This is a genomic window from Petrotoga sp. 9PWA.NaAc.5.4, assembly GCF_002895485.1.
GTDB lineage: Bacteria > Thermotogota > Thermotogae > Petrotogales > Petrotogaceae > AZRK01.
The window spans coordinates 1-17,753 of sequence record NZ_AZRK01000006.1; the positions used below are offsets into that span (position 1 = coordinate 1).

Sequence of the window (17,753 nt, forward strand, 5' to 3'; positions counted from 1 at the left end):
AAGTGCCCAAGAGATGAGTTCAGCGATGGACAGAGTAGCAAAGGCAGTAACAGAAATAAGCCAGCAGTTAGAAAGATCGAGAAAGATAATAGACAACCAAGTAGAACAAGCTATAGGGATAAATGAAGATGCTAAAGAATTAAATGAAATATCTTCAGAGTTGAAAGGGTTAGTTGAGAGCTTTAAGATATAAATCCAAAAGGTAGTAAAAAATTTTCTAAAACAATGTTTTTGATTTTACAATGAGTTAAGGGCGGAGCCCTCTCCCCCTCTCTTGGTACAAGTACCGAAAAGTTAAAGAAATTTATATTTTGTAAGAATTAAACAGGTACTTTAGAAACGATAATTTTCAGAAAATAAGCTTTTGAATTTAAAATGGGCCCAGGGCGGAGCCCTCTCCCCCTTTCTTGGTGCAAGTACCGAAGAAGTTAAAAAAATAGAAAATTGGTCAAAATTATATAGTGACTTCAGAAATAAAGGTTTTCTAAAAATAAGATTTAATGTTTATAACAGGTCCAGGGCGGAGCCCTCCTCTCTCCTTCGGTAAAAATACCGAAAAAGTTAAAGAAATTTATATTTTGTAAGAATTAAACAGGTACTTTAGAAACGATAATTTTCAGAAAATAAGCTTTTGAATTTAAAATGGGTCTAGGGCGGAGCCCTCTCCCCCTCTCTTGGTACAAGTACCGAAAAGTTAAAGAAATAAATAATTAGTGAATATTAAAGTTATGAGGGTGTTTTTGAAAAAACTAAAAGTTAAAACATTGATAAAAATTATTTTTTAAAATTTGTAATGTGAGTAAAATATAAGAATTCAAGGAGGAATAATAAATTGCAAATATCTTTAAACGGAAAATGGAAAGTATATGACAATGAAAACGAGTTTAATTTTGAAGGAAACGTTCCAGGAACAGCTCAAGGTGACCTTGTAGATTTGAAACTTATGCCTCACCCTTATATAGGGAAAAATGAAAAACTTTTTAAAAGACTTGAATGGAAAGATTGGATTTATGAAAGAAATTTTAATATTGATAATATAAATCAAGAAAATAGGTATGATTTAGTTTTAGAAGGTGTAGATACACTTGCAAACATATACGTAAATGGTCAGTATGTAGGAAAAACCGAAGATATGTTCATTGAATACAGATTTAATGTAAAAAAATATCTAAAAGTTGGAGAAAATTCTATAAAAGTAGAAATATTATCTCCTATAGATATACCAACGAGATTAGAGAAAAATTATGGAAAGCTTCATGCAGGGGAAGAAACTGCAAGAGTTTATATAAGAAAAGCACAATATTCATACGGATGGGATTGGGGAGCAAGGATAGCTACAAGTGGAATATATAGAAATATATATATAGATAATTATAAAAACGGAAGAGTATTTGGTTCTACTGCATATTTAGAGGATTTAAACGGAAAGGTCAATTTTACAGGTTATGTTGATATTAATTCAGATAACCCAGAAGATTATAAAGTTGAAATAACTTTAAATGATTTCATAAGTTTTGTTTTGCCAGTAATTAACAGTAATAAAGGATATATATTTAGAGGAACCAAAATCATAGAAGATATTAAGTTATGGTATCCTCATGATTTAGGCGAAAGTTATCTTTACAAAGTTGAATTTAAACTTTTGAAAAAAAATGAAGAACTATATTCAGAAAAAAAGAGAATAGGATTTAGAATAGTAAAAGTTATAAGAGAAAACGATGGAGAAGGAGAGAGTTTCATATTTGAGATAAACGGAAAGAAAATATTTGCTAAAGGAGCTAACTGGATACCTGCAGAAAATATTTTAAGCTGGCTTAAAGAAAAAGACTACGAACAATTAATTAAAATGGCTAAAAATTCTAATATGAATATGTTGAGGGTTTGGGGTGGAGGACTTTACGAAGATACTACTTTTTACAATAAATGTGATGAGTTTGGCATTTTAGTTTGGCAAGATTTTATGTTTGCGTGTGCTGAATATCCCGATCATATTGAATGGTTCAGAAAATTGGCTAATGAAGAAGTAAAATACAATGTAACAAAGTTAAGATACCATCCATGTATAGTACTTTGGTGCGGTAACAATGAAAACAACTGGGGTTTTGAAGAATGGGATTACAAGATAAAAGTCGATGGGAAAAATTTAGGTAATAGATTGTATTTAGAAGATTTTCCAAAAATATGTGCTGAAGAAGACCCTACAAGATTATATTGGCCATCTAGTCCATATGGTGGGAGTAAGGCTAACTCCAATGAAGCAGGCGACAGACATGTTTGGGAAATTTGGTCCGGTTGGCAAGATTTTAAATATTATACGAAAGATACTTCAAAATTTGTAAGTGAATTTGGATTTCAAGCTGCACCAGATCCTAAAACTATAGATTTTTTTGCTATGGATGAGCAAAAAGAAATGTTTTCTGAAGTGATGTTAAATCACAATAAACAAGTAGAAGGACCTGAAAGGTTATTAAAGTTTATTAACTCTCATAACGGTTTGATAACTAATTTTGATTCTATAGTTTATTTGACACAATTGAATCAAGCTGAGGCCATAAAAACAGGTGTTGAACATTGGAGAAGTAGAAAATATAGAACAGCCGGCACTCTTTACTGGCAAATCAATGACTCTTGGCCTGTTTTTAGCTGGTCATGCATAGATTATTTTAAAAGACCTAAAGCATTATATTTTTATACTAAAAGGTTTTATAACCCGATATTACCAATCGCCAAAAATAAAGACGGGAAAATCATAATCTCTATTATTAACGATAGCTTTGCTACAAAAGTTGATTTGGAATTTCAACTGTGGTCTCTAAACGGAGAATTAATTAAAAAAGAAGAGTTTTTAAATGTAAAAATTGCTGAAGATTCTGTAATTACTGTTGAGCAATTGGATGTCTCAAACATTGATGTTGAAAACACTATTGCTTATATTAATTTAAAGCAAAACGGAAAAACAATAATTGAAAATCATGAATTATTCGCAGATCTTAGAATTAACAAATTAAAAGATCCTATGATAACTATTAACAAAGAAGGAAACGACCTAATTTTAAATTGCGAAAAACCTGCTTTAGGCGTGAATATAAGAGTGAATGAAGAAAACTATATTGACGATAATTTTTTTACTCTTTTTCCTTCTAATTCTAAAACATTAACAAACATCAAAGGAGATATAACTATAAAAAGTACTTATGATTTTTTAAGGAGATGAAATATTATGAATTTTGTGTTTGATCATTTAGCCATTACTGTTTCTAATTTAGAAGAATCCATCGATTTTTATACTAATATTCTTGGTTTTAAAATATTGGGAAAATTGGTTCAAGATAATGGAAATTTTACTATTGTATATCTTTATATGGGAGATAAAGTTTTAGAACTATTCTATTTCGTAGAGAAAGGTAAAAGTATAACTTCTTATAACGATAAAGATATAGGAATCAAACATTTCGCTTTCAAAGTTGAAAGTGTTGATAAGACTTTTGAATATTTAAAAGAAAAAGGAGTAGAATTCACTATGCAACCTACCGATGCTGAAGGAGGTGTAAGAATCGCCTTCTTCAAAGATCCTAATAATATATTAATAGAGATAATTGAAGGAAATCTTAAGTTAGAAAATTATTGAAATGAATTTTTTGAGGTGAGATAACTATGCCCACCATTAGAGATGTCGCTAAAATGTGCGGTTATTCTATTGCTACGGTATCCAGAGTTCTTAACGGTTGTGAAAACGTTTCAGAAGAAACAAGAAACAAAGTTTTGAAAGCTATAAAAGAAATAAATTATAGAAGAGGTGAAAACATAAAAGGTAGCTCCTATAGAGTAGTTGGAGTATTAGTTCCAGATTTAAAAGCCGATTATTATGGAATGATAGCTGAAGGAATAGAAGAATCTTTGATTATAAACAGTTACGAAATGTTTCTTTCAACTTATAGGCATTCTTTAAAAAAAGAAAAAGAAGCCTTAGATGAATTTTTCGCAAGGAAAGTAGATGGTATAATACTATGCACCACATATAACGATGATGAATTTTTAGAAAAATTCTTTGAAGCAGGCATTCCTGTTGTGGCGGTTGATAGAGAAAAATCAGACCTAAAAATAGATATCGTTAGTATAAACAATTATTCATCTTCTTTGGAAACAGCTAAATATCTATATAAAATGGGACATAGGAAAGTTCTTTATGTCGAAGGAATGATAGAGATATATTCTGCCAGGGAAAGAAAAAAAGCTTATATAGACTTTTCTTCAAAGAAAAATGATTTTGAAGTATTTTCTCTCCCCGGTGGTTTTAGTGTAGAAGAAGGTTATGAAGCTATAAAAAAATATCTTGAAAGAGACGGGAAAAATTTTACGGCTATTTCCTTCCCTAATGATTGGACGGCTTTGGGAGGTATTAAGGCTTTAAAACAAGCTGCCATTAATTGTCCAGAAGATGTTTCTGTGGTTGGCTTTGATGATGCGACATTTTCTAAGTATATTCATCCATCTTTAACAACTGTTAAACAACCCACCTATGAAATGGGGCTAAATGCTGCAAAACTTTTAATAGAAAGAATTGAAGGAAAAATTGAAAGCAAAACAAAAAGACGAATGATTCTTCCTACAAAGTTAATATTAAGAGATTCTGTAAAAAAAATCGATTAGACCCTCACTTTGACCCTAATATAAATTCAAATGCTTATTTTTACAAAATAAATTTTAAAAAAAAGCTTCTATATATTATAATATATTAAAATAAGGGAAAATATTTACTCCATCTGTTTTTAAAACATGGTCAAAAAGGAGGGCGCTTATGGGGGCTATTTTTCAATTAATTGCAGTAATAAGTGGGGGGATAGGTTTAATTTTTACTGTTTTCTTAGTTTTTAATATCTTAGAGAAACCAGCCGGAAATGAAAAGATGCAAAAACTTTCAAAGGCTATCCAAGTCGGAGCAAAGTCTTTCCTGTTCTCAGAATATAAGATACTTTTCTTAGTAATTATCCTATCGGCAATACTTTTATGGCAAATTTCTTCTTTTGAAATGTCTTTATCTTTTGGGTTAGGTGCAATGTTTTCAATACTTTCAGGTTTCTTTGGAATGTCAATCGCAACTCGGGCTAATACAAGAACTACTCAGGCAGCTATAAATAGTTTAAAAGGAGCTTTAACGATTGCTTTTAATGCAGGAGCTGTTATGGGAATAACTGTAACTTCTTTGGGATTGATAGGATTAGGGATGATTTTTTATTTTGGCGGTGGAAACACAGAAATGATGGGTGGTTATGCTATGGGAGCTTCTTTTGTTGCTCTTTTTGCAAGAGTTGGGGGGGGAATATTTACAAAAGCCGCTGATGTTGGAGCAGACTTGGTAGGAAAATTGGAAGCAAATATTCCTGAGGATGATCCAAGAAATCCTGCTGTTATTGCAGATAATGTTGGAGATAATGTGGGCGATGTTGCTGGAATGGGTGCTGATTTATACGAATCTTATATAGGATCTATATATTCTGCTTCCGTTTTAGGTGGACTTGCTTATTCTCTTAAAGGAGCAATTTTTCCTTTTTTTGTAGCCTCTTCTGGCTTAATTTTGTCTATCATCGGAATAGTCAGCGTAAATTATTTTATTAAAAAAGCTAAAAATATAAATCCACAAAAGGCCTTAAATTTTGGTACTTATCTGACAAGTTTCTTACAAGCAATAATTGTTTTATTTTTATCTAAAATTATTTTAAATACTTTTCAAGCCGGCTTGATAGTTATCTCTGGCATGATTGTTGGCATTTTAATTGGAGCTATAACTGAACATTATACTTCAAAAAAGCCTGTTTTTAAACTTGCTCAGAACGCTCCTTCAGGTTCTGCACCTCTTATTATAAATGGTTTAGCTTTAGGAATGGAATCAACCTTATTTCCCATAATTTTTATAGGGGCTTCCATTGTTATTTCTTTTACTTTTTACGGCCTATTTGGAATAGCCATAGCTTCAGTTGGAATGCTTTCAACCTTGGGTATGACGCTATCTATAGATGCATACGGACCTATAGCTGATAATGCGGGAGGAATTGCTGAAATGGCCGGACTTGAATCATCTGTTAGACAAAGAACGGATAAATTAGATTCGGTAGGAAACACCACAGCAGCTATAGGAAAAGGATTTGCTATTGGATCTGCTGCTTTAACAGCTTTAGCTCTTTTTGCTTCATATATTCAAGTTGCTAATGTTTCTTTGATAGATTTGAATAATGCAAATGTTTTTACTGCGTTATTAATTGGAGCTATGTTACCTTTTCTTTTTTCAGCATTAGTGATGAAAGCAGTAGGAAACGCTGCTACCCTTATGGTTCAAGAAGTTAGAAGACAATTCAACGAAATAGTTGGATTAATGGAAGGCAAAGCAGAACCTGATTATGGAAGGTGTGTTAAAATCGCAACCAACGGTGCTTTAAAGCATATGATCCTTCCTGCTTTAATAGCTGTTATTTCTCCTATGATTGTTTATTTTCTCTTAGGCAAAGAAGCAGTAGCAGGAATGTTGGCTGGAACTACAGTTTCAGGAGTTATGTTAGCAATATTTATGGCTAATTCTGGAGGAGCATGGGATAATGCAAAAAAGTATATAGAAGAAGGAAATTTAGGTGGAAAAGGTTCTATGGCTCACAAAGCTGCCGTTGTAGGAGATACTGTAGGTGATCCCTTAAAAGATACAGCCGGACCTTCTATAAACATTCTAATTAAATTAATGTCTATAGTATCTATAGTGGTAATTCCGCTTCTTATTAGAATTTTTGAGTAATTATATCATAATTTAGAAAATCAATCATTGAAAGGGGTGATAATAATGAAAAGAGTTGCTGTTTTGAATGTAGGAGGAGATTGCCCTGGTCTTAATGCTGTAATAAGAGCGCTTATAGTTAAAGGTGCTGATGATGATATCGAAATTGTAGGTGTATATGATGGATTTTTAGGACTTGTTCAAGATAAAATGACTATTATGGTTAAAGAACATGTATCAGGCAAATTACCAGAAGGTGGAATCATTTTGGGCTCATCAAAATATGATCCCACTGAAAATCCAGAAGACTTGAAAAAACTCAAGGAAAATTTCCAAAAATATCAAATTACCAGTCTTATTTTACTTACAGGACATACTGGTGCAAAGATTGCTTTAAAATTAGCCGATGAAGGTATCCCTTCCATTATAATACCTGCTACCATTGATAATGATTTAGCTTGGACAGACATAAGTATAGGATTTTTAACCGCCTTACAAGTAGTTTCCGATGCTTTGGATAGACTACATTCTACTGCAAGTGCAGGCCATCGAGTAATAGTGATTGAAGTAGGAGGAGACGAAGCTGGTTGGTTAGCTACAATTGGCGGTATGGCGGGAGGAGCTGACTACATTATTACCCCAGAAATTGAATTTGATCCTGATAACTTGTTAGAAAATATTAAAAAAAGGTATGAAATAGGTAGAAAATTTTCACTCATAGTAGTTGAAGAGAAGGTTAAACTTCCCGAGAAAATAAATGCTGTGGTTACAGATCCCAAAGTTAGAAATTTTATGAGACCTTCGGAATTAATTACAGAATATATAAAAGAAAATTTAAAAAATATAGAATGTAGAACTGTTAACTTAGATTACTTACAAAGAGGAGGTACACCCTCTTCCTTCGATAGATATTTAGCTTTTAAATTTGGTTTTAGTGCAATAGCTGCTGTTAAAAAAGGAAAAGCTAATATTGCTTTGGGTTTAAAGGGTTTTGAAGTCATAGAAAAACCTTATACATCTGATATTTTAAAAAATAAAGAAATAAGCAAAGAATTATATGAAATGGCAAAATTATTTTTTTAATAAATCATCTATTTAGCGATGCATAAAAACTCGCATCGCTAAATTTTTATTTCAAACTGGAAAGAAATTACTATGAAATTCGAAGTTTCCCCATAAGGCCCGGCCCATTGTAAACTATCTATTTTCCTTTCATCTTCATATGGAGTAGAAAGATCTATCTCTCCTTTCAAATATCTTTCAAATATCAATTTATAACTAACATTATCATTAAAAATATCTATACCTATTAAAAAACCTTCCATATCATTCCCATAATCAAATCCTATTGGGAATTCCTCATTCCCATAAAATGCAGTCCATTTTAAATAAGGTAACCATTGATTATACATCCAAGTATAAATTTTATAATATTCAATTTTAGGAGAAACATAGAAATTAGAACTTTTATAAACTTTTCTTGTACCAAAACTCCAGGCTAAGGCCGTTGGCTTGTAATCCTCTGCACCAGATTCTGTAGACTGTACAACAAAATCATCCATTGCAAATTGACCATATATTTGAAAACCATCGAATGGAATTAGAGAAAAATCTAAACCCATCATGCTATTTGAAAAACCTTCTCCTAAATTGTTATGAGAAACACCAAATGGATTTGCATCAGAAAGATCGGGATATTTACCTCCAATAAGATTTAATTCACTCAAAGATAACCTTAATTTTTCAAAAAAAATCCATTCTACTCTATGTATAAAAAGTACTTTGGATGGATCAGAATATCCAAAGTTTTCTATACGATATCTGTCCGAATTTCTATCGTAACTTGTGTTTCTTTGTCTTAAAAATGATTCTTCATCAAGATAAGGATCAAAAAAATATAATCCTGATATTATTCTCATATTACCTGCATCATATCCACCCATAAATCCTTTTACATATGGTATTGAATCAGATAAATACAATCCTCTTTCAAAATCCGACCAATTTGTTTTATAAATTCCACTAATCAACCATATTGGATCTATATCCCAATAAATAAAATAGGGTTCAAATCCAGAATAAGCTTCATCATAAATTGGATAAGGAAAAACGTTGGTGAAATCTTTTCCTTCATAAATTGATTTTAAAAGATATTTTTGATCTATGGCAACTTCACTGAACACAAATATATTACTGAACAATAACAACAATAAAATTGTAACCTTACCAAATTCTTTCATTTTCTCTCCCTTAAAATCATCCATATTAGAAGCTTTCAAATTTATACTTCATAACTATTTTATATCTATACTTTTCTGATCCTTACTAACTACAAATTTCTTTAATTTATCTTTTTTCTTTTCTATTGTAATCACGTTAATATTTATTAAAAAATTCTTCTTCTGTCATTATCAATGTTCCATATTGTTGAGCCTTTGCTAATTTTGATCCTGGATTTTCCCCTACTACAAGAATATCAGTCTTTTTAGTGAGAGTTTCTGTAAATGTACCACCTTTTGATTCTACATATTCCGCAAATTCTTGTCTCGTCATCCTTGATAGTGAACCAGTTTGACAAATAATTTTTCCGTTAAGAGGCCCTTCTTTTTTTACTTGAATATAACCCATATTAACTCCAGCGTCTTTTAACTTATCTATTATTTTTTTAACTTCTTCTTGAGAGAAAAAATTTATAATAGCTCGCGCTGTATCTTCACCAATTCCTTCTATTTCAACTAAATCTGAAAAACTCGCATTCATTAAATTTTCTATTGATTTGAAATGATAAGCTAAATCTTTCGCTGTTTTAGCTCCAACATTTGGAATCCCTAAGGCATTTATCAAACTATACAAATCTCGATTTTTTGAGTCTTCTATTTGATTCAGAATATTTTGTATAATTTTATCACCTATTCCTTTACCTAAACTTCTCAATTTCTCATCATTCAAATAATAAAGATCTGCTATATCTTTTATTAAACCCGCATCAATCATTCTTTTTAGAAGTTTTTCTCCTAACCCTTGAATGTTCATACACTCTCTTGATACAAAATTCTCAAGAGATCTCAATAATTTTTCAGGACATGAAGGATTTAAACATCTAATAGCAACCTCTTCAGATTTTATTTTCCCAACTTTTCCTCCACAAACCGGACATTCTTTTGGTGGTTCTATAATTTTTTCTTCTCCAGTTCTCTTTTCTTTTACTGGTCCAATAACTTGAGGTATTATACCTCCTGCTTTTTCAACAATTACATAATCGCCTTCTCTTATATCTCTCTCTTTCACATAATCAAAATTATGTAAACTTGCTCGTTTTACAATTGTTCCTTCCAGTCTAATGGGACTGAATTCAGCTACAGGAGTTATTATACCTGTACTTCCAACTTGAAATTTCACTTTTACTAATTTTGCTTCTTTTTGCTCAGCTTGAAATTTAAACGCTATAGCCCATCGGGGAGATCTAACAGTTTCTCCTAATATTCTTTGTATATCAAATTCGTTAACCTTGACAACTATTCCATCTGCCTCATACTCTAATTCTCTTCTCATGCTATTCCATTTTTTCCAAAAATCTATAACTTCATTTATATTTTCAGCTTTCTTGTAATTTAGATTTACTCTAAAACCTAACTCTTTTAAAAAAGTTAGAGCTTCCTCTTGCGTTTTTAAACCGTAATTTTCAGGAAATATTATATAATATATAAAAGAATTTAATTTCCTTTTTGCAACTTCTGTACTATCCAATAGTTTCAATGTTCCCGCAGTTGCATTACGAGGATTGGCAAATATTGATAATCCTTTTTCTTCCCTTTCAACATTTATTCTTACAAACTCTTTAATTGGCATATATATTTCACCACGTACTTCGATATCTATGTTCTTTCTTAGTTTTAAAGGAATACTCGCAACTGTTTTTACATTTTCTGTAATATCTTCGCCTATTAAACCGTCTCCACGTGTTAAAGCGAGATCTAATAGTCCATTAACGTATCGAATTGCTACAGAAACTCCATCTATCTTTAATTCACATAAATAATCCACATTATTTCTATTCGAATTTTTCAATACTCTTTTATGAAACTCCATAATTTCTTCTTCATTGTAGGTATTATCAAGAGATAACATGGGAACGGAATGAGCAACTTTATTAAAACCCTCTAAAACTGTACCTCCTATCCTTTGGCTCGGAGAATCAGGAGCTTTTAATTCCGGATACTTTTTTTCTATTTCTAAAAGTTCTCTAAAAAGTTTATCGTATTCTTGATCGGAGATTATTGGATCTGCTAATACATAATATCTATAGTTATGCTCTTCTATTTCAGCTTTCAATTGTTCATATCTTTTTTTTACATTTTCAGGAACTGACATTATTAAAGATCCTCCTATGATTCTTTCAATATACTTACTTTAGAAATTATGAAACTCAAATTCTATAAATGTTTTGACATTTAATTTTTTCAGAAATACTTTCTCGATTCTAATCCTTACAAAATATACACTTCTTTAATCTTTTCGGTGTTTTTATCAAAGGGAGGAGGGCTTCGCCCTTAACCCACTTTAAATTCAAAAACTTATTTTTATTTTTAAAAACTCTATTTAAACACTTCTTCACTTTAATCAATTAACTCTTAAAATAATAGCCGACTTTGCAGGAATTAACAATTCTTTTTTCCCATCATAATAGGATTTATCCTTTAGCTCAAAACTTACAGTTGAAAATATTAATTCCAAGTTTCCTTCTCGCTTATCTAATAACCATATTGGTAATTCTATTTCTTTTGAATCTTCTTCTCTATTAATTATAGTGATTATACTCTCATCTTCATTCCAACATGCATATGAAACGTATCCATCCTTCCAATCGATAAAATCAAAGGAACCTTTCCTTAATACACTATGTTCTTTATATATTTTTATTAAATCTTTAGTGAAATTCCTTATATCTACATTATTTTCGGTTTCTTTATCCCAGGGAAAAGGTCTCCTGTTATCTGGATCAGTCCAACCTGCCATCCCAATTTCATCACCATAAAATAAACCTGGAGAACCAGGTAATGTAAACATCATAACTAATCCTATTTTAAAAACATCTAAATCCACACCATTTTCGGCATCTTCATGAGTTTGCTGTCCCAATCTTCCCACTTTCTGGTTAGTACGGGTCATCCACCTTGAATGGTCATGGTTACTCAACTGATTCAAAGCTATAAATTTACTATTCATCGGAAGTTGTGATAAAGCCCATTTTACACAACTTACAAAATATTCGGAATTCTTCAAAAGCTCAGGTTTTGAAATTTCGCTATGCTTTTCAATTCCTGTAAGAAAATAACTAATCGGATCCATACAAGTTATATAATTCATTATAGAGTCCCAACATTTTCTTTCTATCCATGCTAAAGGTGATTTATATATTTCTGCAAAAATTATAGTTTCAGGGTTTGCCCTTTTAATGTTTTTATAAAAATATCTCCAAAAAGAACTGTTTGTTTCAAAAGATTTTCCCAAATCATCAGCTACATCCAACCTCCAACCGTCTGCATTAAAAGGTTCGCTAACCCATTTTACCCCAATATCACTAATATACTTCCATAAATAAGCATTAGAATAATTTAACTTTGGTAATGTGTGAAATCCCCACCAACCTTCATAATTACCTTTTGAATCCCAATAAAAATAAGATTTAAACGGTGAATCCTTTTTATTTTTAGCTCCATTGCCATACAAATTCATCTCATCCATCCATTTATGAAAAGATCCACAATGATTAAAAACCCCATCTAAAATAACTTTTATATTTTTATTATGAGCTTGACTTATCAAATTTTGTAATAATTCGTCGCTTTTTTGAAGATTTATTTCAGAAGTGGTTCTTATTCTATACTTTTCTTTTAAATCTTGTGAATCTTCCTCAATTACTCCAAAGTGAGGATCTACATGCTCGTAATCTTGTGTATCATATTTATGGGGGCTTGGAGAAACGAAAATAGGGTTTAGTAAAATTGTTTCCACCCCTAAATCATTTAAATAATCAATTTTTTCTATAATCCCTTTTAAATCCCCACCATAAAACTCTCTATGTCCATTTTTAGGATCTGGTAATTGATCCCAAGTTTTTTTTACGACTTCCTGACCATCATACTCATATTCATGATCTACTGGATCGTTCGATTTATCACCATTATTGAATCTATCAACAAAAATTTGATAGTATACAGTTCCTTGGGCCCAACTTGGAGTTTTAAATCCTGCTATAAGCCTAAAATCATGAACTTCGCGATTCTCAACTACTCCCATAGCATCAAATACAATTTTTTTATTTCTTTCAATTAGTTCTATTTCAAAATGATATCTTACTATTCTATCAGGCATTTTAAAAGCCCCTTGGAAGTAGTAATAATAGTTAGTTTCTTTGAAAAAGATCATTGGCCTGTGATGATAGTTTTTCAGATCTTTTTCTGGGGCAAAAATTACTTTACCTATACTTTTACCTAGATATTTCGGTATTCTTAACCTTACAGTAACTTCGTCGTTTATCTCCGGCTCTTCAGGAGTAAGAAAAATGTTTGTTTGATCAGAATAAATCCCTTTCATGATTTCCTCCACCTAATTCTTTTATAAATTCCTACATCATTTATCAGTTTATTCTCCATTTTCTAAGGAATAAAGTTCTTTTACTAATTCTTCTTCTAAAATCTCTAAATTTAATAATTCTTTTTCTTTTTTGCCTTTTTCTTCCATTAATTCCATAACTTTATTATAATCGTCTCCAACTTTAAAAAGTTTAGTTTCTATAAAATCCAGATCTTTAAATAAAATATCGGCTCTTTTTCTTATATCTGAAAGCTGAAGCTTTAAACTTTTTATTCTATTTTTAGCCCTTTTATTTTTCTCATAATCGATATTCTTTTTTTTGTATTTTTTTATTTTAAACGAAGAATTCTTTATACTATCTATTATATTATCAAAGTCTTCATCTATTTCACAAAAACCATCTTCTATTAAAACATACTTATCAGCTATATTCTTTATGAAATACTCGTCATGTGAAACAAAAATCATAGCCCCTTTATATTCTTTTAAAGTATTTTCTAACGTTTCGATCGTCAAAATGTCTAAATGATTTGTAGGTTCGTCTAATATTAGTACATTAGGTTTTTCAAGCAAAATTTTAGCAAGCGCAAGTCTTGTCAACTCTCCTCCAGACAATTCATTTATCTTTTTAAAAACTTCTTCACCATAGAAACCAAATCTACCTAAATACTTTCTAACTTCAAAGTCTTTCCAATCTTTTACTAAATTCCACGTTTCACTTAATATATCTGAATCCTGAAAAAGATTTAATATTACTTGGTCTAAATAACCTATTTTTATGTTGTGCCCCCACTTTACCTTTCCTGAATAATTTTTAACTTCCCCAATTAAAATTTTCAAAAGAGTACTTTTACCCGAACCATTTTTACCCAATATGGCTATCTTTTCTCCTTCAAAAACTTTAAAAGAAATATCCTTAAGAAGATTTTGATTTTTATGATATGAAAAAGATAAACTATCTACTTCTAAAATCTTATAACCTGTTTTTTCTGGCTGAGGAATATTTATTTTTATTGGTTTTCCATCTTCGATGTTTTCAATTTCTTCTAATTCAGCTTTTAACTCGTCTAATTTTCTCTCCCTTAAAACAGCTTGCCTCACCATTTTTTCAGTACCCCAAATTCTATATCTTTGAATCATTTTTTCTAATCTCGTTATTTCCTTTTGTAAATTTTCTTTTCTTGTATTAACAGAGTTTATATATATTTCTCGTAATTTCAAATATTCTCCAAAGCTTCCTTTAAATTCCCAAACTTTAGAATTATTAATTTCCCAATATTTACCACATATTTGTTCTAAGAAAGCTCTATCATGAGATATAACAACCAAAGCGCCTTTATAATTTTTTAAATATTTAATCAACCATTCTATCGAGTATAGATCCAAATGATTCGTCGGTTCATCTAACAATAATAACTCATGTTCAACAGCAAGAACTCTACCTAAGGATAACCTCGTCAATTCTCCACCACTCAATGTAGAAACTTTCCTTTTCCATTGATCTTCAGAAAAACCCAAACCCACTAAAATATTCCTCACACTTTTATCAACTATATAATCTTCAAGATTTTTTGATACACCTTCTTTTAAAAACTCATACAAAGATATATCTGCATTAGTAGTTCTATACTGAGTTAAAAGGGAGATATCTAAATTATTTTTTCTTATTACTTCTCCCTCTATTGGCTCTATCTCACCCATTATGATTTTAAGCAAGGTGGTTTTACCTGAACCATTTTTACCTATCAAACCTATTTTATCCATGGAGTTTATTTCCAAATTAACATCATAAAATAAGAAAAAATCTCCGTAGTTATGTGAAACATTGTCTAATCTTAAGATCATCTTCGTTCATCCTTAATAGCAAAATTAATATTATCTTTTAAGAAGGATTCGCCAAAACATAAGAATATATATCTTCTAAGGTCGGTCTTATTTTTTTTATAGATGCTTGAAAACTTTCTAATTTAAAATTGGAATTTTTAGAATCTACAACAATTTTTTCATGAGATATGGGTTTTATAGCTAAAACATCGTTATGATCTTTAAGATATGCCATTAAATTTTCATAATCTTCTTTTTTACAGTTAATTTCATATATATTTATAATAGAATCAAATCTATTGTAAACGTTGTCAATATTATCTTTTATAACCAATTTACCTTCTATTATTATTCCTATATTTGTTGCAAGTTGTTCTACTTCCCACAAATGGTGGGACGTTATTACTATCGTAGTTCCTTTATTAATATTTTCATTTATTATATATCTTCTTATGAATCTTGAAGACTCAACATCTATAGCATTTGTGGGTTCATCTAAGAGAAGAATCTCAGGGGATTTTAATAATGCTCTTGCTACATTTAATTTCTGCTTATTCCCAGAAGATAAGTGTTTTGTTAATTTATTTCGATACTTATTCAATCCAAAAGTATTTAGAAATTCCTCAATTTTAGCTTCAGCATTTTCAACCTGGGCTGCAATTGAAAAAACTTTTAAATTCTCGTATGGTGTTAAATCATCTTCTAAAACAGAATAGTCTGAAACAAGAGAAATTATCTTTCTTATAAACGTTTTGTTTTTAGAGATATCGGTTCCAAATATCGCTACTTTACCAGAAGTTGGATACAATAATGTAGAAATCATTTTCATTATTGTTGATTTGCCTGCACCATTTGGCCCAATAAGGCCAAATATTTCTCCCTTATTAATTTGTAAACTTACATTGTCTACAGCTACAGTTTTACCAAATCTTTTTGTAACATCTTTTATTTCTATAGCTACTTTATTATATTCATGTGATTTCATATTTTTTTTCTTTCCTTACTCTCCTTTCAAAATCTCTTTCTGCTATTTTTTCACGTTTATCATATTTTTTAAGACCTTTAGCCAACGCTATCTTAACTTTAATAATTCCTCTATCATTCACATAAAATTCTAAAGGTATTATGGTTAACCCTTCTTTTTTAACTTTTGTGTTCAAACGTATAATTTCTCTTTTATGTAATAATAACTTTCTTGGACTTTCAGGATCATGATTAAAAACACTCCCACTTGAATAAGGACTAATATGCACATTATATAATATAAGCTCTCCACGTTCTACTTTACAAAAACTATCTTTAAAGCTTATCTTACCTTCTTTGGCAGACTTTACCTCTGTACCTTTTAAGGAAATTCCTGCTTCTATGGTTTCTAATATCTCATAATCGTGAAAAGCTTTTTTATTTCTCGCTAATATTTTCATTCATACACCTCAATAATACTTAAGGATTTCTTATTTTATCTACCTCATCTTTCTCATCAGAAATAAGGTTTAATTCTGAAAGAGAAAAATCTTTACCTTTCCTTTTTTTATTTATAGCATCTAAAATAATCTTTGCTCTTCTTTTCCCAATTCCCGAAATATCTGTTAATTCATCATAAGTTGCTTTCATTAATTCCGGCAATGTTTTAAAGTTCTCAATCACATTTTTAATTGCTATTGATGGTAACTTAGTGGAATAAAGTATTCGATAACCCCTCGAAGTAAGTTTTTCTTCTTCTAATTCATCCTCTGAAGCAATATCATAGCCTAAAACCTTAGCTATCTCTAAAGGCTTTACCAAAGTATCTATGCTATAATTGTTGAAAATATCTACGGCTTCTTCTGGTCGCTGACATTTTATATTTTCTGAACTATAATCCATTATTATTGCTCCAACCAATTTAGGCATCGATCTTAGAATTTCTTCATGCTCGATTTTTGCGCTACCTGCTATTTCTCCAAGTTCTAACAAATATTTTTCAGCTCTTTGGGTAATCTTTATTGTTAATAAACCCTTAGACAAAGTTTCAACCACATAATCTAAAGAAACTTCTCCTTTTGCTTCTTCTAAATTTAAATATTCAACCAAGCTCATAAAATTTTGCCTATACCTTTGAGCAATTGTTATTTCCTGATTTAATCTTGCAAATAGAACATTTTCGGGTAACAATTCGTGTTTAATTTTATCATAATAAGCAGAAATTACATTTCTTCTTTTGGAGATGGCAACTGCCAAATCCCCCGTTTGAACTGAAATTTTTTCAGCAGTTTTATGCCTCATCCCTGTTTCAGAACTGCTGATAGTTTCATCAGGATTCAGCAAAGCATTAGCATATAAAATCTTCGTTCCATCAACATTAAGAATAATAGCCCCATCCATTTTGGAAAGTTCATATACTTTTTCTGGTAAAAATTCGCAATCAATTTTAAAGCCCAAATGAATCAAGCCTTTTTTCAAATGATCTTCGGCATCAGAAGAAAAAAATAATAAAGCTCCTAAATTTGCTTCTAAAATTCTATCTATTCCACTTCTAACAGGTTTGCCCGGAGCTAATATACTGAAAATTTTTTCAAGCTTCTCATCCAAA

Annotated in this window: 13 protein-coding genes; 6 read left to right on the plus strand and 7 right to left on the minus strand. The window is 30.6% G+C overall.

Annotation, left to right across the window (positions count from 1 at the left end; all coding sequences use genetic code 11):
* From X924_RS03195 to X924_RS03220, 6 genes are all read left to right on the plus strand, one after another.
* On the plus strand, positions 1-193 hold a 193-nt coding region (locus tag X924_RS03195; protein WP_146255661.1), incomplete at its 5' end, for a hypothetical protein.
* A 639-nt stretch (positions 194-832) separates the two neighbouring features.
* On the plus strand, positions 833-3,214 hold the full coding sequence (locus X924_RS03200; RefSeq protein WP_121957508.1) for a sugar-binding domain-containing protein: 2,382 nt from the start codon (positions 833-835) through the stop codon (positions 3,212-3,214).
* Between the two features lie 6 nt (positions 3,215-3,220).
* The gene (locus X924_RS03205) at positions 3,221-3,628 is read left to right on the plus strand and encodes a VOC family protein (RefSeq protein ID WP_121957509.1); all 408 of its coding nucleotides are present in this window, start codon (positions 3,221-3,223) and stop codon (positions 3,626-3,628) included.
* A 26-nt stretch (positions 3,629-3,654) separates the two neighbouring features.
* Positions 3,655-4,650 carry a LacI family DNA-binding transcriptional regulator gene (locus tag X924_RS03210; RefSeq protein WP_121957510.1) on the plus strand — a complete coding sequence of 332 codons (996 nt, stop codon included), beginning with the start codon at positions 3,655-3,657 and terminating at the stop codon, positions 4,648-4,650.
* A gap of 148 nt (positions 4,651-4,798) precedes the next feature.
* Positions 4,799-6,781 carry a sodium-translocating pyrophosphatase gene (locus X924_RS03215; protein ID WP_121957511.1) on the plus strand — a complete coding sequence of 661 codons (1,983 nt, stop codon included), beginning with the start codon at positions 4,799-4,801 and terminating at the stop codon, positions 6,779-6,781.
* Between the two features lie 45 nt (positions 6,782-6,826).
* Entirely contained in the window at positions 6,827-7,843 is a 1,017-nt protein-coding gene (locus tag X924_RS03220) for a 6-phosphofructokinase (protein ID WP_121957512.1), read from the plus strand.
* 38 nt (positions 7,844-7,881) lie between these two features.
* Here X924_RS03220 and X924_RS03225 read toward each other — a convergent pair whose 3' ends face one another.
* From X924_RS03225 to disA, 7 genes are all read right to left on the minus strand, one after another.
* A complete protein-coding gene (locus X924_RS03225; RefSeq protein WP_146255662.1) occupies positions 7,882-9,000 on the minus strand; it encodes a hypothetical protein in 1,119 nt (372 codons plus the stop codon).
* Between the two features lie 136 nt (positions 9,001-9,136).
* A complete protein-coding gene (gene ligA, locus X924_RS03230) occupies positions 9,137-11,131 on the minus strand; it encodes an NAD-dependent DNA ligase LigA (protein ID WP_121957514.1) in 1,995 nt (664 codons plus the stop codon).
* A gap of 249 nt (positions 11,132-11,380) precedes the next feature.
* Positions 11,381-13,357 carry a glycoside hydrolase family 13 protein gene (locus X924_RS03235; RefSeq protein ID WP_121957515.1) on the minus strand — a complete coding sequence of 659 codons (1,977 nt, stop codon included), beginning with the start codon at positions 13,355-13,357 and terminating at the stop codon, positions 11,381-11,383.
* Between the two features lie 48 nt (positions 13,358-13,405).
* Positions 13,406-15,202, minus strand: a complete 1,797-nt coding sequence (abc-f, locus tag X924_RS03240) for a ribosomal protection-like ABC-F family protein (protein ID WP_121957516.1) — start codon at positions 15,200-15,202, stop codon at positions 13,406-13,408.
* Positions 15,203-15,239: 37 nt separating this feature from the next.
* The gene (locus tag X924_RS03245) at positions 15,240-16,166 is read right to left on the minus strand and encodes an ABC transporter ATP-binding protein (RefSeq protein ID WP_121957517.1); all 927 of its coding nucleotides are present in this window, start codon (positions 16,164-16,166) and stop codon (positions 15,240-15,242) included.
* Positions 16,153-16,605: an SsrA-binding protein SmpB gene (gene smpB, locus X924_RS03250; protein WP_121957518.1), complete on the minus strand. Its 453-nt coding sequence runs from the start codon at positions 16,603-16,605 to the stop codon at positions 16,153-16,155. Before smpB ends, X924_RS03245 begins: the two co-directional genes overlap by 14 nt.
* 19 nt (positions 16,606-16,624) lie before the next feature.
* Positions 16,625-17,752 (minus strand): DNA integrity scanning diadenylate cyclase DisA, encoded by a 1,128-nt coding sequence (gene disA, locus X924_RS03255; protein WP_121957519.1) that lies wholly within the window; start codon positions 17,750-17,752, stop codon positions 16,625-16,627.
* Between the last annotated feature and the right edge of the window lies 1 nt (position 17,753).

Bases quoted from the DNA above. Each gene is read 5' to 3' on its own strand.
- X924_RS03245 (WP_121957517.1), bottom strand. From the start codon at position 16,166: ATGAAATCACATGAATATAATAAAGTAGCTATAGAAATAAAAGATGTT.
- abc-f (WP_121957516.1), bottom strand. From the start codon at position 15,202: ATGATCTTAAGATTAGACAATGTTTCACATAACTACGGAGATTTTTTC.
- smpB (WP_121957518.1), bottom strand. From the start codon at position 16,605: ATGAAAATATTAGCGAGAAATAAAAAAGCTTTTCACGATTATGAGATA.
- X924_RS03205 (WP_121957509.1), top strand. From the start codon at position 3,221: ATGAATTTTGTGTTTGATCATTTAGCCATTACTGTTTCTAATTTAGAA.
- X924_RS03215 (WP_121957511.1), top strand. From the start codon at position 4,799: ATGGGGGCTATTTTTCAATTAATTGCAGTAATAAGTGGGGGGATAGGT.
- X924_RS03220 (WP_121957512.1), top strand. From the start codon at position 6,827: ATGAAAAGAGTTGCTGTTTTGAATGTAGGAGGAGATTGCCCTGGTCTT.
- ligA (WP_121957514.1), bottom strand. From the start codon at position 11,131: ATGTCAGTTCCTGAAAATGTAAAAAAAAGATATGAACAATTGAAAGCT.
- X924_RS03225 (WP_146255662.1), bottom strand. From the start codon at position 9,000: ATGAAAGAATTTGGTAAGGTTACAATTTTATTGTTGTTATTGTTCAGT.
- X924_RS03235 (WP_121957515.1), bottom strand. From the start codon at position 13,357: ATGAAAGGGATTTATTCTGATCAAACAAACATTTTTCTTACTCCTGAA.
- X924_RS03210 (WP_121957510.1), top strand. From the start codon at position 3,655: ATGCCCACCATTAGAGATGTCGCTAAAATGTGCGGTTATTCTATTGCT.